The 19,472-nt window shown below is 62.1% G+C and carries 16 protein-coding genes and 1 pseudogene; 11 read left to right on the top strand and 6 right to left on the bottom strand.

From position 1 onward, the window contains the following. A partial coding sequence (locus VR71_RS16440) for an SPOR domain-containing protein (RefSeq protein WP_296430504.1) occupies positions 1-1,104 on the top strand: 1,104 nt, incomplete at its 5' end. Between the two features lie 15 nt (positions 1,105-1,119). Here VR71_RS16440 and VR71_RS16435 read toward each other — a convergent pair. From VR71_RS16435 to VR71_RS16420, 4 genes and pseudogenes are all read right to left on the bottom strand, one after another. Next, a complete protein-coding gene (locus tag VR71_RS16435) occupies positions 1,120-2,118 on the bottom strand; it encodes a type I glyceraldehyde-3-phosphate dehydrogenase (RefSeq protein WP_045685807.1) in 999 nt (332 codons plus the stop codon). Between the two features lie 155 nt (positions 2,119-2,273). Beyond that, positions 2,274-2,648: pseudogene (locus VR71_RS25185) on the bottom strand (hypothetical protein). A gap of 87 nt (positions 2,649-2,735) precedes the next feature. After that, a complete protein-coding gene (locus VR71_RS16425; RefSeq protein ID WP_045685805.1) occupies positions 2,736-3,395 on the bottom strand; it encodes a Hint domain-containing protein in 660 nt (219 codons plus the stop codon). A 213-nt stretch (positions 3,396-3,608) separates the two neighbouring features. Beyond that, on the bottom strand, positions 3,609-4,250 hold the full coding sequence (locus VR71_RS16420; protein ID WP_045685804.1) for a sulfotransferase family 2 domain-containing protein: 642 nt from the start codon (positions 4,248-4,250) through the stop codon (positions 3,609-3,611). A gap of 133 nt (positions 4,251-4,383) precedes the next feature. Between VR71_RS16420 and htpX the strand changes: the two genes are divergently transcribed. Beyond that, positions 4,384-5,244, top strand: a complete 861-nt coding sequence (htpX, locus tag VR71_RS16415) for a zinc metalloprotease HtpX (RefSeq protein WP_045685803.1) — start codon at positions 4,384-4,386, stop codon at positions 5,242-5,244. 220 nt (positions 5,245-5,464) lie between these two features. Next, complete coding sequence (locus VR71_RS16410) at positions 5,465-6,328, top strand: DUF3800 domain-containing protein (protein WP_045685802.1); 864 nt, start codon at positions 5,465-5,467, stop codon at positions 6,326-6,328. Positions 6,329-6,471: 143 nt separating this feature from the next. Here VR71_RS16410 and VR71_RS16405 read toward each other — a convergent pair whose 3' ends face one another. Continuing rightward, positions 6,472-6,957, bottom strand: coding sequence for a YHS domain-containing (seleno)protein (locus VR71_RS16405; RefSeq protein ID WP_296430502.1), 486 nt, complete (start codon positions 6,955-6,957; stop codon positions 6,472-6,474). 149 nt (positions 6,958-7,106) lie between these two features. Here VR71_RS16405 and VR71_RS16400 point away from each other — a divergent pair, with 149 nt between their 5' ends. The 8 genes from VR71_RS16400 to VR71_RS16365 all read left to right on the top strand — a co-directional run bounded on the left by VR71_RS16400 (position 7,107) and on the right by VR71_RS16365 (position 15,076). Continuing rightward, positions 7,107-7,589 carry a thioesterase family protein gene (locus VR71_RS16400; RefSeq protein WP_045685800.1) on the top strand — a complete coding sequence of 161 codons (483 nt, stop codon included), beginning with the start codon at positions 7,107-7,109 and terminating at the stop codon, positions 7,587-7,589. A gap of 8 nt (positions 7,590-7,597) precedes the next feature. Beyond that, a complete protein-coding gene (locus VR71_RS16395; protein ID WP_045685799.1) occupies positions 7,598-8,518 on the top strand; it encodes a branched-chain amino acid ABC transporter permease in 921 nt (306 codons plus the stop codon). Beyond that, complete coding sequence (locus VR71_RS16390) at positions 8,515-9,498, top strand: branched-chain amino acid ABC transporter permease (protein ID WP_045685798.1); 984 nt, start codon at positions 8,515-8,517, stop codon at positions 9,496-9,498. Before VR71_RS16395 ends, VR71_RS16390 begins: the two co-directional genes overlap by 4 nt. Then, a complete protein-coding gene (locus VR71_RS16385) occupies positions 9,491-10,255 on the top strand; it encodes an ABC transporter ATP-binding protein (RefSeq protein ID WP_045685797.1) in 765 nt (254 codons plus the stop codon). The genes VR71_RS16390 and VR71_RS16385 overlap by 8 nt, the downstream gene beginning before the upstream one ends. Continuing rightward, positions 10,252-10,941, top strand: coding sequence for an ABC transporter ATP-binding protein (locus VR71_RS16380; RefSeq protein WP_045685796.1), 690 nt, complete (start codon positions 10,252-10,254; stop codon positions 10,939-10,941). Before VR71_RS16385 ends, VR71_RS16380 begins: the two co-directional genes overlap by 4 nt. Positions 10,942-11,230: 289 nt before the next feature. Beyond that, entirely contained in the window at positions 11,231-12,190 is a 960-nt protein-coding gene (locus VR71_RS16375) for an ABC transporter permease (RefSeq protein WP_045685795.1), read from the top strand. Further along, positions 12,187-13,038 (top strand): ABC transporter permease, encoded by an 852-nt coding sequence (locus VR71_RS16370; protein ID WP_045685794.1) that lies wholly within the window; start codon positions 12,187-12,189, stop codon positions 13,036-13,038. The genes VR71_RS16375 and VR71_RS16370 overlap by 4 nt, the downstream gene beginning before the upstream one ends. A 1-nt stretch (position 13,039) precedes the next feature. Further along, positions 13,040-15,076, top strand: a complete 2,037-nt coding sequence (locus VR71_RS16365; RefSeq protein WP_045685793.1) for an ABC transporter ATP-binding protein — start codon at positions 13,040-13,042, stop codon at positions 15,074-15,076. 95 nt (positions 15,077-15,171) lie between these two features. On the opposite strand, the gene rpoC is transcribed toward VR71_RS16365, so the two are convergent. Continuing rightward, positions 15,172-19,419, bottom strand: coding sequence for a DNA-directed RNA polymerase subunit beta' (gene rpoC, locus VR71_RS16360; protein WP_045685792.1), 4,248 nt, complete (start codon positions 19,417-19,419; stop codon positions 15,172-15,174). Positions 19,420-19,472: the final 53 nt, after the last annotated feature.

Below are 19,472 nucleotides of genomic sequence, written 5' to 3'. Positions count from 1 at the left end.
CCCGCCCAAGCCGCCCCTGTGCCTCGCGCCGCCGCCGCGGCAACGGCTCCCGCGCCCACTGCGCGCGTGATCCGTCAACCGGCACCTGTGGCCACAGCCCAGCCTGTGCGCCGCGTTACAGCCGTTCAGGCTCCTGCTCCGCGGGCTGTCGCCTCCGGTGCCCCGCTCAATGCGCTGCGCCCCGAGGCTGACCCGCGCCCGGTAGCCATCAGGACTCCCGCTCCAGCACAATCGCCGAGCCGCGCGATCCGCGTCACCCAACCCGATCCCGCACGCAGCGCCTGTGCCAATCTTACCGGGGTCTCCGCCGCCTACACGGTGCAGCACAAGGGCTCGCCCGTGCGTTGCGGTCCGCAGGGGTCGCCGCATGTGACCTATTCCAACCGCAGCACGTCCAGTCGCACGCTCGTCGCAGCAGCCCCCCACCCCGGCACCCCGGCCACGCCCGAAACCGTGCCCGCCTATACCCGCGTCGCCCCGGCCCGCGTCTATGCTAGCCAGCAGGCCAGCATGGCCGGGGTCTCCGTGCCCCAAGGCATGCAGCCGGTGTGGGAGGATGACCGCCTCAATCCTTACCGCGCGCATCAGACCTTCGAGGGGCGCGACCAGATGCTCGTGATGTGGACCAACACCGTGCCGCAGCGCCTCATTGACCGGCGCACCGGGGCCGATGTGATCCACCAGTATCCCGGCCTGCAACCGCCCTACACGAGCTTTGAGGCGCAGCGCGCAGCCGGTGTGACCGTCGCCACCCAAGGGCGCTATGTCCCGGCCCCGATGACACGCCAGCAGTTGGCAGAGCTGCCCACTCACCCCACCCCCCGCGCCACGGTCTCGACCCGCTCAACGCCTGCCACCGAACGCCAGAGCACGCCAAGCCACCGCTACGCACAGGCCGGTCTCTTTGCCGATCCCGCGCAGGCACAGGCTGCGGCGCAGCGCATCGCGCGCAGCGGCCTTCCGGCGCGGCGCGGCACTCTTGCGCGCGACGGCCGCGCGTTGACCCTCGTGCTGGCCGGCCCGTTCAATACGCAATCCCAACTGGATGCGGGCGCAAACCGCCTGCGCGCCATGGGCTTTGCCAACGTCACCCTGCGCAAATAACGTCCGGGCGGCGCGTCACACGCGTCGCCCGATCAGCCGCGCCATATCCAGCATGCGGCAGGAAAACCCCCATTCATTGTCATACCAGCCAAACACCCGCACAAGACCGCCAACCGAAACCGAGGTTTGCGGCCCTGCGACAATCAGGCTTTCGGGACGTGCCCGCAAATCCGACGACACCAATGGCGACTCGGTCCAGCCCAACCAGTGATGCCGCGCTGCCGCCGCCTCTAACATCGTATTGACGGCCGCCACCGTCACATCGGCCTGCAACTGCACCACCAGATCAATACAGGACACGCTCGCCACCGGAACCCGGATGGCCCGCGCCTCGATCCGTCCCTTGAGCCCCGGCAGCACTAACCCGGTCTGATGCTGCGCGCTCGTCGTGGTGGGCACCATCGACAGGGCGGCCGCACGGCTGCGCTCGAGCGCATCGCGCGGCTTGTCCACCGTGGGTTGACTGCCGGTATAGCAATGCACCGTCGTCATCTGCCCGCTGACGATGCCATAGGCCTCGTCCAAGAGCCGCGCCAAAGGCGCCAGCGCATTGGTGGTGCAGGAGGCGTTGGAAATGATCCGATGCTCGCCCAGATCACCCTCATTGGCGCCGATCACCAAAGTCGCATCCGCCTCCGCCGATGGGCCAGAGACCAAGACCGCCCGCGCGCCCGCCGCCAGTCCGCGCTCGGCTACAGCGCGCGCCCCCCCCATGCCAGTGCATTCCAGCACCAGATCGACCCCGCTCAAATCGAGCGTGCTCAAATCATGCGCGGCATGAAACGGGATCTCCTGCCCATCCACCACCAGAACGCCGGGTCGGGTCGCCACCTCCCCCGGCCAGGGTCCATAGACGCTGTCATATTGGAACAGATAGGCGCAGGTCTCCAACGGCTCGATATCGTTGATACACACCAGATCGAACGCTGCCCCCTCGCGCATCAGAATGCGCAGGATGCTGCGGCCGATCCGGCCAAACCCGTTTATGACAATACGAATACGGTCCTCTGGCATGACGTCCTCCGGCGTGACAGGTCAACAGGGCTGACATTGTCGCGCCATGTCGGGAAACGCCAGCCCCGAAATATAATTTGATCAAATTCTGCCCGCCTGCCCCTGCCCTCACCGTTCTGCCAATACTCCGGGGGTCCGGGGGCAGCGCCCCCGCCTCACAGCGCCACATGCCGATTGACGTCCTTGTAGAGCAGATAGCGAAACCGCCCCGGTCCGCCCGCGTAGCAGGCCTCCGGACAAAAGGCGCGCAGCCACATGTAATCGCCCGCCTCGGGCTCGGGCCGCGTGCTGCCACCTCCCGGTGCCACCGCCATCACATAATGCGAAAAAGTCTCGGCAAAGCCGGGCATCGGCCGCGAGATCACCCGGACCCGCGTTTGTGTCAATGTCGCAGATAGCTTGTCACAATATGCCGTATCACCCCGCAGGGATCACGCCTAGGCCTCGGCAAACACCGCGCGGTCACTCAAAAGCTGGCCTTGCGAGGGCAATCCGCCCTCAGGTCTGGCAAAGCTGCGCGGATCGGTCATGGCGGGCCGCCTCTCGGGCGTCGGTGGTCTGCGCCCATCAAACTCTGCGCCGCACTGCCTGCCAGGGGCCAATCGTTCCAGCATCGTTCAGACCGCCATATATCCGCGCTCTGAGGACTCGCTCACCGGATGCCCAAGCGCGCCGATCCGGGCCATGGCCAGCACCAGCCCCCGCGCCTCGACGATCGGCAGTACCTCATAGGACACCTGCTCTGGGCCCAGCCCATACTCCAGAAGATCGCGTGAGGACGGACACAGCACCATCAGACCATGCTCGGCAAACACCACCTGATCGGTCTCGAACTGCAATAGAACAACCTCCGCTCCCGGATCAGGCGGCACCCGGTCAACACCGGGCATCGCGTCAAGCGCCGCACCGGGCAAGAGCGCAAAGGGATCACCCCAAAGTGTCTCGGCAAGATCACTTTCCACCATCACCGCCTGATGCGGCATGATCCGCAGCGGCGCGCGATTGCCAAGCACCCCACGCGACAACTCCAGCGGCCAAAATCGCGGCGGACAGGCGCTTTCGCCGGTCCAGAGCCGATGCCGCATCACCCCGGTGAGGGGCTGCACACCCGCATCAAAGGTCACGACCAGATCCCCCGCACAGAGCGCTTGAACCGGACGCCAGCCATGTCCCGTTGCCACCCGCGTTCCGCTCAAAAGGCCGCTTTTCACACCAGACGGCTCTGCCATCTGCTCCGTGGCAGCCCTGCCTGCGCCCATGCCAATCCAGCCCAGCATCCCGGTCCCGGTCCCTCTCAAACTTGTACCCATAGTCCTGCCTGTCCGACAGTCCAACATTCCGACAGAGTGACTAAGTCATGGTTAACATGACCCGTTTTTGCTCGGATTCAGGCAGGAAAGAGGCACCGTTGCGACGTGGTGAACAACCCAGCCAAAGCTGTCGGATTAGCGCATGCGACGCTCGCAATCTCACGAAACTGTCACATCGCGTCAGAAGTCATAGCCGAATCGCGCGATATCCTCAGCCGCGCATTCCGCCACGATCGAAACCTCGCGGGTGCCGTAATAATCGCGGTAATGCCCCCGCTCCGAAGCATTGGCGCGCGCCACCGCAAGCGTAAATCCCAGATGCGCCCAGAGCGGTGCGGCATCCGCCTCCAAATGCTCCAGCCGGATATAGAGACGGCACTGTTCCTGCCCATCCGCCGCCGTCATATAGCGTCGTGCGGGGTTTGCCCGCAGCGCGGCCTGTGTCTCGGGCACCGCCAGAAATCCCGCGAAATCATGGGTTTTCGCCAGATGCACCGCCGAATGCTCGAAATCCTGCCCGCGCAGCCAGTGGTAATAGCTTACCATCCGATCCCACGGGTTGCGCACGAGTGTAAAGGTAAACGCATCCGCCACCACCGCAGCGCTCACCAGCCCGTCAATATCGGCCAGTGTCGCATGTTTCCACAGCCGCCCGCGCGCCTGCACGCCCTTCAACCGCGCCCGCCTGCGCTGCGCCTTGGGCGTATCCCCGATCAGAATATCCTCCGCTTGCGCGCGCCCCTCCAGCGCCAGCGCCAGCGCGGTGCCGCCGGTCTTGGGGATATGCACAAAGATATAATTGCGGCCGGGCGAAATGATCATGGACGCATCCTAGCCGCTGGCCCGCGCGGGACCAGCCCCTTTCAACAGCAGCCCCCCCGGATCCAAGGATCTCCCGCTTGCAAGCCTCCGAGAAACCCCCATATTGCCTCGGTATATCAAGGGGGATGATCCGATGGGCTATCTGCGCACAGGCATTTTGATGGCGGTGATGACCGCGCTCTTTCTGGGCATCGGCGCGCTTTTGGGCGGCATGGGCGGGGCGATGATCGCCTTGGTGTTTGCCTTGGGCATGAACGCCTTTGCCTGGTGGAATTCCGACCGCATGGTGCTGCGCATGCACAATGCGCGCCCCGCCTCGGGGCCAGAAGGCGCGGCACTCACCCAGATGGTGCATGACATGGCCGATGCCGCCGGGATGCCGCGCCCGGCGGTCTATATCCTCGACAATGATCAGCCCAACGCCTTCGCCACCGGCCGCAACCCGGCCAATTCCGCCGTCGCCGCGACCACCGGCCTCCTGCGCAACCTCAGCCGCGAGGAAATCGCCGCCGTCATGGCACATGAGCTGGCCCATATCCGCAACCACGACACCACCATCATGACCGTGACCGCCACCTTTGCAGGGGCCATCTCCATGCTCGCCAATTTCGCGATGTTCTTTGGCGGCAACCGCAACAACGGCATGGGATTGATCGGCACGCTGGCGCTGATGATCCTCGCCCCTATGGCCGCAGGTCTCGTGCAGATGGCCATCAGCCGCAGCCGCGAATACGAGGCCGACCGCGTCGGTGCCGACATCTGCGGCAACCCGCTTTGGCTCGCCTCCGCGCTCGAGAAAATCTCAGGGCTGGCCCAGCGCATCGACAACGACACCGCCGAGCGCAACCCCGCCACGGCGCATATGTTCATCATCAACCCGCTGCACGCCCATGCCCATGACAAGCTCTTCTCCACCCACCCCAACCCCGCCAACCGCATCCGCGCCCTGCGCGAGATGGCAGGCGAGCGCAAGGGGCGTGGGCCTTGGGCGTGAGGGCGTTGGGCGCGTTGGCGTGTGTGAGCCATGCGGTATCCGCAATGCGTGGTCGATATTAAGTTTTCCCGCCACATCGCAAAATTTTGCGCTCGCCTTGAAAAAGACTGCACGCGAATGAAGGGACTGAGAGCCTACGCGTAACCAGAGAAGAACATTGAAGTAGATTTTTTCCCGTCGACACCTCATAAACGGGGCGGCGTGAAGGAAGAGGTCGAACTTGAGCTGGGCACTATTTGTAGATGAATCTGGGCAGGATCAGCGGAATTCCCCGTACGAAGTGCTCGCGGGTGTTGCGGTAGAGGATCGACAGATTTGGCCGCTCATTCGTCAAATATCCGACGCTCAGCAGCATTTCTTTGGTATGCGCTTATTTGAGGCCTATGGTGCAGAAGCAAAGGCCAAAGAGCTTCTTAAGACGAAAGCTTACAAGCACGCAGCTCAGATGGATGCTTTCGGGAACGCAGATCGCATGCGCCTCGCGAAAGAGATGCTGGAAGACGGGGAGAACCCAACGCGCGCGCGCCTTACTGCTCTTGCGCAAGCGAAGATCGCTTACTGCGAGTTTATTCTAGAGTTGACACGACGATATGGTGGTCGAGTTTTTGCCACTATGGTTCCCCAAGACGCACCGAGACCACCTAACGGAGAGCAAATGAGGAAGGACTATGCGTTCTTCCTTGAACGCTACTACCATTTCCTCAACCAGTCACATGGTGACCCAATGGGTTTCCTTGTGTTTGATGAGCTTGATAAAACCTCAAGCCACGTTCTGCTTGGCCAGATATCACGATATTTTCAGAGAACATCAAACGGCCGAACGCGGTCTCGGCTTATTATTCCTGAGCCATTCTTCGTCCATTCTGATCTGACAGCTCTTGTTCAACTCGCAGATCTAGTGGCCTACTTAATCAGTTGGGGCTTGCGATTGCCCCGTATGCCCGCTTCCCCTCGTCCCGAGCTCGAACCGCTCGTGGATATAATCCAACGAATGAAGTACCAACATATGACTGGAGGTGGATATCCAGTGTGGGGAATCAAAGAGGTTCGGGATCTTCGCCCACAACCAACTACTCCACATTAAAAAAAGGCAATGCAACGTTCCCATCACAAAGCCTCCATGCGCAACATGGGGACAAATGCCGCGTATGTCAATAGTGTGGGAGACCGAGTGGTGATGCGAACGGCAACTGCGTCCGCATTACCGCCCTTCGCCACCACCCCCCCCTACCCCTCCCCCTTCAACACCTCCGGCCACCTTGCGTCCCCCCGCGCGATGAACCCCGGCACATCCGCCTGCCATTTCTCCTCAATATCATCGTTGAAATTGAGATAGAGCTTGCCCTCCACAATCGCCCAATTCTCCGGCTGCGTGGAATAGAGCTTGCCCTTCTCCGCCACCGCCCAGGCGCAGAACCCGCCGTATTGCGGCGCGTAGCGGGCGGGGTCGGCGGCAAAGGCGTCGCGGTTCTCGGCGCTGGCGAAATGCCATGTCGCCCCGTTCCACTCAAAGCTATGCGCAGGCAATCCCGCCACCGGCCGCCCCTCGCGGAAATACCCCACCGGATCGGTGCCGCCCAGCGCCACGCCCTCTTGGGCGAACACCGGCACCGCCGCCAGTTCCTCGAACCTGCCCCGTCCCCAGACCAGATAGGCCCCGGCCCCCGCCGCGACCAGAACACCCCCTGCCAAAACCCTACGCCGTGTGATCATCGCGCTCATCCCTTGCTGACCCATCCTTCTGTATAGCTAAGCTCACCGCCCTGAAATCCAAATCACGAAACCGCCAGAGGCCCGATCCCATTGCCATTCCCGCCGCAAATCCCCTAAAAGACCCGCAAACCCCAACGCCCGGAGGTCCGATGCCCGACGCCCAGCCTTTCCTCTCCGCTTTCCACCCGGTCGAAGAGGGCTGGATCGACTATAACGGCCATATGAACATGGGCTATTACACCGTGCTCTTTGACCGCTGCGCCGATGAGGCCTTCGAGGAAATGGGCTTTGGGCCAGAGTATCGCGCCACCCGCAACCTCACCACCTTCAGCGCCGAATTCCACATCCGCTATCTGCGCGAGGTGAAATTGGGCGACCAGTTACGCAGCAGCTTTTATCTGCTCGACCATGACGGCAAACGCTTTCACTTCTTTCAGCAACTCTTTCACAGCGACGGCTGGATCGCCGCCACCGGCGAGGGGCTGACCCTGCATGTCGATCTAAACGGCCCGCGCGTTGTGCCCATGCCCGAGGATGTCGCCGCCCGCGTCGCCGCCATGGCCGAGGCGCATGCCGCCCTGCCCCGCCCCGATGGCATCGGCCGCCGCATCGGCCTCAAGGCCAGGGGCTGACCGCCGCGATGTCCGCCGTCCTGCTCATCGAACAGGCCCTCAACGGGCTGCAATTCGGGGTGATGCTGTTTCTCATGGCGGCCGGGCTCACGCTCATTTTCGGCGTGATGGGGCTGATCAATCTCGCGCATGGCTCGCTCTACATGATCGGCGCCTTTGCGGCGGCTTGGGTGGCGGGGCTGACCGGCTCGTTCCTCTTGGCTCTCGCCGCCAGCCTCGCCGCCGCCGCCGTGGCCGGCGTGCTGATCGAGCTTCTCGTCATCCGCCGCCTCTATGACCGCGACCACCTCGATCAGGTCTTGGCCACCTTCGCCCTCATCCTCATCCTGTCCGAGGGCACCCGCTGGGTCTTTGGCTCTTTCCCGCTCTATCTCGACACGCCCGACTGGCTCTCGGGCACGCTGCGCCTGCCGTTTGGCATCGACTATTCGCGCTACCGCCTTGCGATGATCGGCGCAGGGCTGGTGATCGCCGCCGCGCTCTTTGCCATGATCTCGAAAACCCGCCTCGGTATCCGCATTCGCGCAGGCGAGAATGACCGCGAGATGATCGCGGCCCTCGGCGTCAACATCTCGGCGCTCTACACGCTGGTCTTCGCCCTTGGCGCGGCGCTCGCGGGCCTTGCCGGCGCACTGATCGGCGCCATTCAATCGGTGCAGGTGGGCATGGGCGAGCCGGTGCTGATCCTCGCCTTTGTCGTCATCGTGATCGGCGGCATCGGCTCGATCAAAGGGGCCTTTGTCGGCGCGCTCCTCGTGGGGCTGACCGACACATTGGGCCGCGCCCTCCTTCCAACCTTCTTCGCCACCTTCATGGAGCCAGCAGCGGCCAATTCCGTCGGCGCATCTCTCGCCTCGATGGCGATCTATATCCTTATGGCGGGCGTCCTGATCTTTCGCCCCCGTGGCCTCTTCGGAGCCACCGCATGACCCGCGAGCGCCTGCTCAACGCCGCCCTCATGGCTGCGCTTCTGCTCTTCCCCCTCTACGCCTGGGCCAGCGATGAGCCCTTTCTGATCACCCTCACCACCCGCGCCGTGATCCTCGCCATCGCCGGTGTCGGCCTCAACATCGCGCTCGGCTTTGGCGGGCTGGTGAGTTTTGGCCATGCGCTCTTTTTCGGGCTTGGCGGCTATGCCATGGGCATTCTGGCCTATCACGCCCAGACCTATACGACCCTCACCGATTGGCCCCTCACCCTCCAGGGCACCAAATCCATGCCGGTGATCTGGATCATCGCCACGCTCACCTCGGCCCTCGCCGCCCTTGCCGTGGGCGCGCTGTCCTTGCGCACCACGGGGGTCTATTTCATCATGATCACCCTCGCGTTTTCACAGATGTTCTACTATTTCGCGATTTCCTGGCCCACTTACGGCGGCGAAGATGGCCTCTCAATCTATGTCCGCAACGGCTTTCCGGGTCTCAACACCATGGACCCGATCCAGTTCTTTGCGCTCTGCTACGGCCTTCTGGCGCTCATCCTTTTCTTCACTGCCCGCCTCGCCCGCTCAAACTTTGGCCTCATGCTGGGCGCGGCCCGCCAGAACGAGGCGCGCGTTGCCGCCATAGGTCAACGCCCCTACCGCCTCTATCTCATCGCCTTCACCCTCTCGGGGGCGATCACCGGGCTTGCGGGCGCGCTCTTTGCCGATCTCAACCGCTTTGTCAGTCCGGTGATGTTCTCCTGGCAAACCTCGGGCGAGATCATGGTCTTCGTGATCCTGGGCGGGGTGGGCCGCGTCTTTGGCCCGGTTGCGGGGGCCGCGCTCTTTATCCTGCTCGAACATAGCTTGGGCGGGCTCAGCGAGTATTGGCATATCTACCTCGGGGCCATCCTGCTGGGCACCGTGCTTTTCGCACGCGGCGGTCTCTTTGGACTACTTGCCGGACGGGGGCAGCCGCATGACTGACCCCATTCTCGCCATATCAGGCCTGTCCAAGAGCTTTGGCGCGCTCACCGCCAGCCGCGACATCAGCCTCGATCTGAGGCCGGGCGAGATTCACGCGCTGATCGGCCCCAATGGCGCGGGCAAATCCACCCTGATCGCACAAATCGCTGGCGTGCTGCGCCCCGATGCAGGCCACATCCTCTTTGCCGGACAGGACGTGACCGCCCTTGATACGGCGGCGCGCGCGCGGCTTGGCATGGCCCGCACATTCCAGATTTCCGCCCTGCCGATGGACTATACCGTGCTGCAAAACGCCGTGCTTGGCGCGCTCGGCCAACGCGGCGATGTGGTCCGCTTTCTGCGCCCGGTGCTGCGCGATGCCGACCTGCGCGCCCGCGCCGAAGCGGCCCTTGATACCGTTGGCCTGCTTGATGCCCGCAACACCCGCTGTGCCGAGCTGTCGCACGGCCAACGTCGCCAACTCGAGGTCGCCATCGCCCTCACCCTGCGCCCCCGCGCTTTCCTCATGGATGAACCGATGGCCGGGCTTGGGGCCGATGGCACCCGCGCGCTGACCACGCTCCTCAATGGCCTTCGCGTCGAGGCACCGATCCTGCTGGTCGAGCATGACATGGATGCGGTCTTTGCGCTCGCAGACCGGATCAGCGTGCTGGTTTACGGCCAGATCATCGCCACCGGCACCGTGGACGAAATCCGCCGCGACCCCGAGGTGCGCAGCGCCTATCTCGGTGACGACATGGACGAGGCCGCGCCATGACGCTTCTGTCCCTCACCCAGATCACCGCCTCTTACGGCGCGAGTCAGGCGCTCTTTGATGTCAATCTCTCTGTCAGCGAAGGCGAGGTTGTCGCCCTGATGGGCCGCAACGGCATGGGCAAATCCACCACCGTCAAGGTGATCTGCCGCCTCCTGCGCCAGAGCGGAGGTGCCGCCACCTTTGCCGGGCGTGACCTCAGCGGTATGCCCGCCCACCGCGCCGCCCGCGCAGGCATCGGTCTTGTCCCCGAGGGGCGGCGCTGCTTCGCCAGCCTCACCGTGCGCGAAAACCTGATCGCCGCCGCCCGCCCCGGCCCTTGGGACATGACCGCCGTCACCCGGCTCTTTCCGCGTCTCGCCGAGCGTCAGGATCAAATAGCCGCCTCCCTCTCAGGCGGCGAACAGCAGATGCTGGCGATTGGCCGGGCACTCATGACCAACCCCCGCCTCCTCATCCTCGACGAGGCGACCGAAGGGCTGGCCCCGGTGGTGCGACAGGAAATCTGGACCGCCTTGGCCCGGCTCAAATCCGAAACCGGCATGGCGCTTTTGGTGATCGACAAATCCATCCGCGAACTCGGGCGCGTCGCCGACAGCGCCGTGATCCTTGAAAAGGGGCGCACCGTCTGGCTGGGCGGTTTTACCGACCTGACCCCAGAGATCACCGATCAATACCTCGGCGTCTAACTCGGTATCCCAACGATGGGAATCCCGCGATCTCCGCCCGTTCAATTCCCCTTCACAGCCCATACGCGAAAATGTGACAGGCCGGTCCAAACGCCTCGATCCATGCTCTGCACCCGCAAAACCACGGAAATTCCAGCCCATCCGATCCTGTGTACATAACCCGTGTACAAAAGGCACAGGATGTACACCGCCCAAGCCCAAGAAACACTCGACGCAGGCACAGGCGCTGGTCTAGGCTGCGCTCAGGCACAGGCAGGGGACCGTGACCTGTTTCAGGGGAACAGGACAGATGTTTTCTATGATTTTCAAGCGGTTGGCGCTTGGACTTGTCACAGTTTGGCTCGTCTCGGTGATCATCTTTCTCGGCGTCGAGGCCTTGCCCGGCGACGCCTGCACCGCCATTCTCGAACGCGACGCCCACGGCGAAGCTCTGGAAAAATGCCGTGAAATCATGGGGTTAAACAGTCCCGCCCTCAGCCGCTACCTGTCTTGGGCCGGCTCCGCCCTACAGGGTGACTTCGGTCTGTCCGCCAATGGTAAGGATAGCATCACCGACCTCGTCGGCTACCGCGTTCGCAACTCCTTTCTCTTGGCCACAGGGGCGCTAAGTGTCGGAATTCCCTTGTCTATTTTTCTTGGAACGGTCGCCGGGCTGCGCCGTGACACGTGGATAGACCTGCTTTTTTCCACCGGTGCGATCTTTGCAATGACCATCCCCGAATTCGTCGCCGCCACCCTTTTGATCCTGATCTTCGCCATCTGGCTGGGATGGGTTCCGGCTATTGTCCTGACCCCTGCTGACGCGCAACCCCTTGAATTCTTTCCTGAATTCATCCTCGCGGCGGTGGTTTTGACGATGCTCATGGTGGCCCATATCATGCGCATGGTGCGCTCGTCGGTGATCGACGCCATGGCCAGCGACTATGTTCAAATGGCCACCCTCAAAGGCGTTCCCTACTGGCAAATCGTCTTTCGTCATGCCCTTCCCAACGCCCTCCTGCCCGCCATCAACATCATCGCCCTGACCGTTGCTTGGCTCTTGGGTGGGGTGGTCGTAGTCGAAGTTGTCTTTAATTATCCGGGGCTTGGCCGGTTGTTGGTGGATGCCATTTCGGGCCGCGACCTGCCTGTCGTGCAGGCAATCACCATGATCGTAGCCGCGACCTACGTCGCCATCAACCTCATCGCCGACATCCTCAGCCTCGCCCTCAACCCCCGCCTGCGCAGCCACCGCATGAGGCAGGGATGACCCGAACTGCCGCCATCTTGCGCAACATGATTGCGCGCCCGTCCGGGGCAATCGGGCTGACGCTGGTCGTCTGTCACCTTCTATTAGCGTGCATCAGCCCTTGGATAGTTCCCTTTGATTACAAAGAGATGAACGCGCTTCAGACCCTTTCTGGCCCCTCCTCCGAGCATTGGCTGGGCACAGATCATCTCGGCCGCGATGTTCTGACCCGCATGCTCTTGGGCGGTCGCGAGGCTCTCTTGGTCACCGGCATCGCCACCCCGATCGCCATGATCTGGGGCGGTCTTCTGGGCGTCTACCTCGGCCTGCGCGGTGGCTGGACAGACGAGGTCGCCATGCGCCTCGTCGATGCCTTCCTCGCCCTGCCCGGCATCTTGCCCCTCTTGGTGCTCATCACCGTTTTTGGCAGCGGCGGCGAGGTCTTAATGCCTACATTGGCGTTTTTCTTTGGAATACCCGTGATCCGCGTCGCCCGCGCCGCCGCGCATGAGGTGGTGGCCCGCGATTTCATTTCTGCCGCCCGCGCGCGTGGACATCGACGTTTAGACATCGTGCGCCGCGAACTTTTGCCCAATGTGGCCGATGCTCTGCTGGTTGAAGGCGCGATGCGGTGGTCTTGGATGCTCCTGGGCTTCTCCGCCCTGTCGTTTCTCGGCTTTGGGGTCGCCCCTCCACGCCCCGACTGGGGGCTGATGGTTTCGGACGCGCGAGTCTATATGTCGTTGGCCCCGTGGGGCGTAATCGCACCAGTTGTGGCCCTCTCCAGCCTGATCATTGGCATCAACCTGACCGCAGACGCTCTTGCGAAAACTCTTGGCCTCGATCAGAGCCGCAAGGCGGTGGTGTGACATGGCCAGCCCCCCCCTGATCGACATTCGCAAACTTTGTATCGGGTTCCGGGGCCGCTCCGGGGCGCTCCTTCCGGTCTTACATGACGTCGATCTGACCGTTTGCCGCGGCGAAAGTATTGGCATCGTCGGCGAAAGCGGCTCGGGCAAAAGCACTTTGGCCCTTGCAGCCATGGGCTATCTCAAACACGGGCTGCAGAAAATTTCAGGTGAGGTGATCTATGACGGGGCGGATATGTTCGCTCGTACATCTCACGACTTGTCCAAGATTCGGGGCGGTCAGCTTGGCCTCATTCCTCAAAACTCAGGCCAAGCCTTGACCCCGACCCTACGCATCGGGCAACAGATTCACGAGGCATTGCGGCTGCACTGCTCCATGCCGACAAGTTCTCATGCCGAGCGCGCCATTGATCTGTTGACTCAAGTCCGGCTGCCAGACCCCAAAGCAATTCTGCACCGCTATCCGCATGAATTATCTGGCGGTCAGCAACAGCGCGTGGCCATAGCCATGGCCCTCGCCGGTGAGCCAGATGCGCTAATGCTGGATGAGCCCACCACGGGCCTCGACGTCACCACACAGGCACATATCCTTGAATTGCTGAGAGAATTAGCTGCTTCACGCAACATGGCCATGGTCTATGTCAGCCACGACCTTGGGGTTATCGCGCGGGTCTGCGACCGGGTGCAGGTGCTTTATGCCGGGGAAACCGTCCTGTCGGGGCCCACGCGCGAGGTGCTCAGACATCCCGGTCACCCCTATGCGCGCGGACTTTTGGCGTCAATCCCACGGCTGGGCGACCGCACCCTGCCCCGCGCTCTTGAAGGGCGACCGCCGGGTCCAGACAGCCCCCGTGACGGATGTGCCTTTGCGCCGCGTTGCGGAATGGCGACCAAGGATTGCACCACTACGCACCCACCAATGATCGCGGGCATGGCCCGACAGATGACCCGCTGTCTTTACCCGATGCAGGTGGCGGAGCTTGATCTAGGCGGCGTTGGAGCAGTGCTCAGCTGTTGCGCGGCCGATAGCCCATCTGCGCTGCGACTTGACGAGGTGGCAGTCCGCTATGACCAACCCGGTATCCTGGCCGCACTCAGAGGCGCGCCGCGCCCCCCTTCCACCGTCGATGGCATCACTCTGGACCTGACACGCGGCGAGACTTTGGGGCTTGTCGGGGAATCCGGAAGCGGGAAATCCACTATTCTCAAGGCAATCGCGGGCCTGCTGCCTCCTGCCAAGGGGCGCATCACTCTCGGCGATGGCACAAACCTCAGCCCGACCGTTGAACAGCGCCGCCCGGATCACCTACGCCGCATCCAGATGATCTTCCAGAACCCGGACGACAGTCTCAACCCACGCCAGTCAGTAGTCGAGATACTCGCCCAACCTCTACGCCTCTATTTTGGACTCAGAGAGCGCGCCCTGCGGGACCGTGCTACCGAGTTGCTCGACACAGTTCGGTTGGGGTCACATTATCTCGACCGCCGACCGGGGCAGCTTTCCGGTGGTGAGAAACAGCGCGTGGCTGTGGCACGCGCCTTTGCCGCCGGGCCGGAAATCGTCCTGTGCGACGAGATCACATCCGCGCTCGACGTCTCCGTGCAAGCGGCAGTTCTGGAATTGCTCAACGATCTTAAAGGATTGCATGGCACCGCTTTCATCTTTGTCAGCCATGACTTGACGGTCGTGCGCGCATTGTCAGACCGGGTCGCCGTCCTCTATCAGGGACGGCTCTGCGAAATTGGACCCGCAGCGGCAGTCTATGCACCTCCCTCACATCCCTATACAGAGGCGCTATTGGGCGCGGTGCTGGAGCCTGATCCCGATCACACGCCAACCCTCTTGGCAGAGGATTTCGCAGACCTCTCGCCGCCCGCCCGCGGCTGTCCATTCCAGCGACGTTGTCCGGTCAAACGCGGAACGCTTTGCGAGACCGACACACCGCCTGCGCAAGAGGCTGGAGATGGGCATGTGATCCGCTGCCATATTCCGCTTGCCGAGTTGCGCGTTTCAACCACGCAGGCAGCGAAATCTTGAAGGGAGTTCGTCCTGTTTTCATTCCCTGAAACCGGACCTCACCACGAAAAAGCCCGGCCAAAAGGCCGGGCTTTTCCTCATCTTATCTGCGATCCTTATTGATCGCGGCTTTCGGGGGTCTCGACGAGATTGTCGAACTCGTCCCCACCAACCACGTCATTCTCGATCACGGGCGCGGCCAGAGCAGCGGCGGCTGCCGCCTCTTCCTGACGGGCCTCGATCACGATGCTGTCGCGAGCCAGAGCGATGCGGCGCATATCCTGCGTCGCTCCGCCCGTACCCGCCGGGATCAGACGACCAACGATGACGTTCTCCTTGAGACCGACCAGCTTGTCACGCTTGCCCTGAACAGAGGCTTCGGTGAGCACGCGGGTGGTTTCCTGGAAAGACGCCGCCGAGATGAACGAGCGAGTCTGCAACGACGCTTTGGTGATACCCAAGAGGATCGGCTCGCCCGTTGCCGGACGTCCGCCCTTGGCCTCAGCCTTGGCGTTGGCTTCGTCGAACTCGATCTTGTCGACATGCTCACCCTTGAGCAACGTGGTATCGCCCGAGTCCTGAATTTCCCACTTCTGGAGCATCTGACGCACGATGACTTCAATGTGCTTGTCGTTGATCTTCACGCCCTGCAGGCGGTAGACCTCCTGCACCTCGTCGATCATGTAGTTGGCAAGCGCTTCGACGCCCATGATGGCGAGAATGTCATGCGGCGCCGGATTGCCGTCCATGATATAATCGCCCTTCTGGACGTAATCGCCTTCCTGCACAGGGATATGCTTGCCCTTCGGCACCATGTATTCCACAGGTTCGAGGCTCTCGTCGGTGGGTTCGATCGTGATACGGCGCTTGTTCTTGTAGTCGCGCCCATAGCGGACATACCCGTCGATTTCCGCGATGATGGCGTGATCCTTGGGGCGGCGCGCCTCAAAGAGTTCGGCCACACGCGGCAGACCACCGGTGATGTCCTTGGTCTTGCCACCCTCGCGCGGGATGCGCGCGATCACGTCACCGGCTTGCACCTGCTGACCTTCTTCGATCGACAGAATCGCGTCCACCGACATCGGGTAGGTCACCGGATTGCCCGCATCGTTGCGCATCGGCTCGCCGTCCTCGCCCACGATGAAGACCTCAGGCTTGAGCTCGTTGCCGCGCGGTGCCGCACGCCAGTCGGTCACGATCTTCTGGGTCATGCCGGTGGCATCGTCGGTCACGTCCTTGACCGAAACACCCGAGGTCAGGTCCACAAACTTTGCAGTACCCGATTTCTCGGCCAGGATTGGCAAGGTGTAGGGATCCCACTCGAACAGTTTCTGCCCGCGCGTAACCTTGCCCCCCTCCTTGACGAAGAGCTTGGTGCCATAGCCGACCTTGTGGCTGGCCAGTTCAACCCCCTTGTCGCCAATGATCCGGAGCTTCATGTTCCGGCCCATGACAAGGGTCTCTCCGTTGGAATTCTCCAGAGTCTGCGGCTGATCATAGGTGACCGTGCCCTCTTGGCTCGCCTCGAGGAAGGACTGCTGCCCACCCTGCGCCACGCCACCGATGTGGAAGGTCCGCATCGTGAGCTGAGTGCCTGGCTCACCAATCGACTGGGCGGCGATGATACCGACCGCTTCGCCGATGTTGACCATGGTGCCGCGCGCAAGATCGCGACCATAGCACATCGCGCAGACGCCATCTTCGGCCTCACAGGTCAGCGGCGAACGCAGACGCACAGTCTGCACAGCCGCTTCTTCCAGCGAATCCGCCATACGCTCGTCAATCAACTGGCCACGCGCGATCAACACTGCATCGCTGATCGGATCAACGATATCCTCGGCCGCGACGCGACCAAGACAACGCTCTGCCAGCGATGCGACGACTTCACCATCATTCACCGCAGCCTCGACCGTGACCGCACGCTCGGTGCCGCAATCATGCTCGCGTACGATGCAATCCTGCGCCACATCCACGAGACGCCGGGTCAGATACCCCGAGTTCGCGGTTTTCAGAGCGGTATCCGACAGACCCTTGCGGGCGCCGTGGGTCGAGTTGAAGTATTCAAGAACGGTCAGACCTTCCTTGAAGTTCGAGATGATCGGCGTCTCGATGATGTCGCCGTTCGGCTTGGCCATCAGGCCGCGCATGCCGCCCAGCTGTTTCATCTGCGTGACCGAGCCCCGCGCGCCCGAATGCGCCATCATGTAGACGCTGTTGGGTTCGCGCACGGCACCATTCTCGTCGCGCACTTCCGCCGAGATGGTCGTCATCATCGCTTCGGTGACCTGATCATTACACTTTGACCAGGCATCAACGACCTTGTTGTACTTCTCACCTTGGGTGATCAGGCCGTCCATGTACTGCTGTTCAAAGCCTTTGACCTGACCGCGCGTTTCTTCGACGATGGGCCACTTGCTGTCGGGAATGACCATGTCGTCCTTGCCAAAGGAAATCCCGGCCTTGAACGCCTCACGGAAGCCGAGGGTCATGATCTGGTCGCAGAAAATGACGCTCTCTTTCTGACCGCAATAGCGATAGACCGTGTCGATCACCTGCTGCACTTCCTTCTTGCGCAGGAGACGGTTGACCAGACTGAAAGGTGCCTTGGCGTTCTGCGGCAGAAGAGCGCCCAGACGGGCGCGGCCCGGTGTGGTGACGACCCGCACCATGACCTCGTTGCCATGCTCGTCGATCTGAGGAACCCGGACGGTGACCTTGGCATGCAGATGGACTTCGCCTGCGTCGAGCGCATGCTGCACCTCGCCCAAGGACGAGAACACCATGTCTTCACCCTTCATACCGTCCCGCTGCAGCGTGACGTAATAGAGGCCAAGGATCATGTCCTGCGACGGAACGATGATCGGCGCGCCGTTGGCGGGCGACAGGACGTTGTTGGTGGACATCATCAACACACGCGCTTCCAACTGGGCCTCAAGGCTCAGCGGAACGTGTACGGCCATCTGGTCGCCGTCAAAGTCGGCGTTGAAGGCCGAACAGACCAGCGGATGCAGCTGGATCGCCTTGCCCTCGATCAGCACCGGCTCGAACGCCTGAATGCCCAAGCGGTGCAAGGTCGGTGCCCGGTTGAGCATCACGGGATGTTCGCGGATGACCTCATCCAGAATGTCCCAAACCTCGGGACGCTCTTTCTCTACCAGTTTCTTGGCCTGTTTGACCGTCGAAGAGAGGCCCTTAGCCTCAAGCCGCGAGTAGATGAACGGCTTGAACAGCTCGAGCGCCATCTTCTTGGGTAGACCGCACTGATGCAGTTTGAGCTCCGGACCGGTCACAATGACCGAACGACCCGAGAAGTCGACCCGCTTGCCCAAAAGGTTCTGGCGGAAGCGGCCCTGCTTGCCCTTGAGCATGTCCGAGAGCGATTTCAGCGGACGCTTGTTGGCCCCGGTGATGACCCGGCCACGACGACCGTTGTCAAACAGCGCGTCGACCGATTCCTGCAACATCCGCTTTTCGTTACGCACGATGATATCGGGCGCGCGCAGCTCGATCAGCCGCTTGAGACGGTTGTTGCGGTTGATGACGCGACGATAGAGGTCGTTGAGATCCGAGGTGGCAAAACGGCCCCCGTCCAGCGGCACCAGCGGGCGCAGTTCTGGCGGAATGACCGGAATCACCGTCATTACCATCCATTCCGGGCGGTTGCCGGATTCGATAAAGGACTCAACCACCTTGAGGCGCTTGATGATCTTCTTGGGCTTCAGCTCGCCGGTGGCTTCCTTGAGATCGGCGCGCAGTTGCTCCGCCTCATTCTCAAGGTCGATGTTCTGGAGCATCTCGCGGATCGCTTCAGCGCCGATATTGGCGGTAAAGGCGTCCATGCCATAGGCATCCTGCGCATCCATGAACTCTTCTTCGGTCAGCATCTGGCCATAGGTCAGATCGGTCAGACCGGGTTCGATGACGACGTAGTTCTCGAAATAGAGCACACGCTCCAGATCGCGCAGCGTCATATCCAGCATGAGACCGATGCGCGAGGGCAGCGATTTCAGGAACCAGATATGGGCGCAGGGTGCGGCCAATTCGATATGGCCCATACGCTCGCGCCGGACCTTTTGCAGCGTCACCTCGACACCGCATTTCTCGCAGACAACGCCGCGATACTTCATGCGCTTGTATTTGCCGCAGAGGCATTCGTAATCCTTGATCGGGCCAAAGATCCGCGCACAGAACAGACCGTCACGCTCGGGCTTGAACGTGCGATAGTTGATGGTTTCTGGCTTCTTGATCTCGCCATAGGACCAGCTGAGGATACGCTCGGGGCTGGCAAGGCTGACCTTGATTTCGTCGAACACCTTGGCCGGGGCCACAGGGTTGAACGGGTTGTTTGTCAGTTCCTGGTTCATTTTCAAATCCTTAAAGACTGGCGGTGGAAGGCGGTGAAACGCCGTTCTCTTGA

Source organism: Roseovarius sp. BRH_c41, assembly GCF_000961715.1.
Classification (GTDB): domain Bacteria; phylum Pseudomonadota; class Alphaproteobacteria; order Rhodobacterales; family Rhodobacteraceae; genus Roseovarius.
This window is presented reverse-complemented; position numbering and strand designations above follow the sequence as displayed.

What these genes read in the sequence shown, in the direction of transcription:
- VR71_RS16435 (WP_045685807.1), bottom strand. Translation starts at nt 2,118, where the DNA reads ATGCCAGAGGACCGTATTCGTATTGTCATAAACGGGTTTGGCCGGATC.
- VR71_RS16425 (WP_045685805.1), bottom strand. Translation starts at nt 3,395, where the DNA reads ATGCTGGGCTGGATTGGCATGGGCGCAGGCAGGGCTGCCACGGAGCAG.
- VR71_RS16420 (WP_045685804.1), bottom strand. Translation starts at nt 4,250, where the DNA reads ATGATCATTTCGCCCGGCCGCAATTATATCTTTGTGCATATCCCCAAG.
- htpX (WP_045685803.1), top strand. Translation starts at nt 4,384, where the DNA reads ATGGGCTATCTGCGCACAGGCATTTTGATGGCGGTGATGACCGCGCTC.
- VR71_RS16405 (WP_296430502.1), bottom strand. Translation starts at nt 6,957, where the DNA reads ATGATCACACGGCGTAGGGTTTTGGCAGGGGGTGTTCTGGTCGCGGCG.
- VR71_RS16400 (WP_045685800.1), top strand. Translation starts at nt 7,107, where the DNA reads ATGCCCGACGCCCAGCCTTTCCTCTCCGCTTTCCACCCGGTCGAAGAG.
- VR71_RS16395 (WP_045685799.1), top strand. Translation starts at nt 7,598, where the DNA reads ATGTCCGCCGTCCTGCTCATCGAACAGGCCCTCAACGGGCTGCAATTC.
- VR71_RS16390 (WP_045685798.1), top strand. Translation starts at nt 8,515, where the DNA reads ATGACCCGCGAGCGCCTGCTCAACGCCGCCCTCATGGCTGCGCTTCTG.
- VR71_RS16385 (WP_045685797.1), top strand. Translation starts at nt 9,491, where the DNA reads ATGACTGACCCCATTCTCGCCATATCAGGCCTGTCCAAGAGCTTTGGC.
- VR71_RS16380 (WP_045685796.1), top strand. Translation starts at nt 10,252, where the DNA reads ATGACGCTTCTGTCCCTCACCCAGATCACCGCCTCTTACGGCGCGAGT.
- VR71_RS16375 (WP_045685795.1), top strand. Translation starts at nt 11,231, where the DNA reads ATGTTTTCTATGATTTTCAAGCGGTTGGCGCTTGGACTTGTCACAGTT.
- VR71_RS16370 (WP_045685794.1), top strand. Translation starts at nt 12,187, where the DNA reads ATGACCCGAACTGCCGCCATCTTGCGCAACATGATTGCGCGCCCGTCC.
- VR71_RS16365 (WP_045685793.1), top strand. Translation starts at nt 13,040, where the DNA reads ATGGCCAGCCCCCCCCTGATCGACATTCGCAAACTTTGTATCGGGTTC.
- rpoC (WP_045685792.1), bottom strand. Translation starts at nt 19,419, where the DNA reads ATGAACCAGGAACTGACAAACAACCCGTTCAACCCTGTGGCCCCGGCC.